The sequence below is a fragment of the Mycobacterium sp. SMC-18 genome, from assembly GCF_045310895.1.
Taxonomy (GTDB): Bacteria; Actinomycetota; Actinomycetes; order Mycobacteriales; family Mycobacteriaceae; genus Mycobacterium.
This window is the reverse complement of the sequence record NZ_JBJIAL010000151.1, coordinates 1-1,020: the sequence shown is the minus strand read 5'-3', so window position 1 is coordinate 1,020 and position 1,020 is coordinate 1. Positions and strand designations below refer to the sequence as shown.

Sequence of the window (1,020 nt, the reverse complement as noted above, 5' to 3'; positions counted from 1 at the left end):
ACCGTCAGACGGCGATCAACACACCGAAACGGAGGTCGCCTGAAACACCCCGATCCACAGGTATTGACAATTGCTCGATCCTGAGGCGCTTTTCGATGAAATGATCGAGCTAGCGCTAGTCGTTCAGACCCCGAGTGGGGGTTATCGGACGAGAAGTGCGGAGACGGTACGTCTACTGGCTACGTTGCGCCAAGCGTTTCGGCGCGAGGCGATCCGAGACGGACGACCGTTGGTTCTTGACTATCGCTTCCTTCAACGACCTCGCCGCCGACCGAGTCGCGAAGTCCCGGTATCGGAGTTGGAATCAGTAGCTCACGATCACCTCGGCCCAAGTGGGCAGATTGCGCTGCGTGTCTTAGCGCCACCAATGGCGTCAGCCTTCCAGAAGAGATCGACCGAGCGAATTCTGGCTGCACTCGGTAGTTCTGATCCGGCTGGCGTTGTCGTGACTGCCGGCACCGGCAGCGGAAAGACCTTGGCGTTCTACATGCCGATGCTTGCCTGGATATGTGATCAGGACCAGGCTCCAGGCGTCCTCGCTCTTGCTTTGTACCCCCGCAACGAACTCCTTAAGGATCAACTGCGCGCGCTCGTGGCGATGGCCTTAGAACTGGAAGCTACTGTCAGACTATCGAATCCGATCTCAATCGGAACTTGGTTTGGTCCAACTCCCCTAACCGCGCGCTTTGTACGGGACGAGCTGGTGGATTCGTGGAGAAAGGTTAAAAGCGGATTCGTATGTCCCTTCCTGCGTTGCCCTAGTGCGGGCTGCGATGGGGACCTTGTCTGGCCGAATCGTGAGCTGAAGGCGGGTTCCGAACTACTCCGGTGCGAGGCGTGCGGCATAGAGATTCCCGGTGCTATTTTACGGCTGACACGCGAATCTGCACGTGCCAATCCTCCGTCGGTCATGCTGAGCACTACAGAGTCATTGAATCGACAATTGGAGGAATTGTCAATACCTGTGGATCGGCTTGTTTCAGGCGACCTCCGTTCCAGTTGATTCGGTCGGTGCCGAGT

The 1,020-nt window shown here is 57.3% G+C and carries 1 protein-coding gene; it reads left to right on the top strand.

Features of this window, described 5'->3' with window-relative positions:
* Positions 1–100: 100 nt before the first annotated feature.
* Positions 101–1,003, top strand: coding sequence for a DEAD/DEAH box helicase (locus ACJH6J_RS30540; RefSeq protein WP_406805050.1), 903 nt, complete (start codon positions 101–103; stop codon positions 1,001–1,003).
* Positions 1,004–1,020 lie beyond the last annotated feature (17 nt).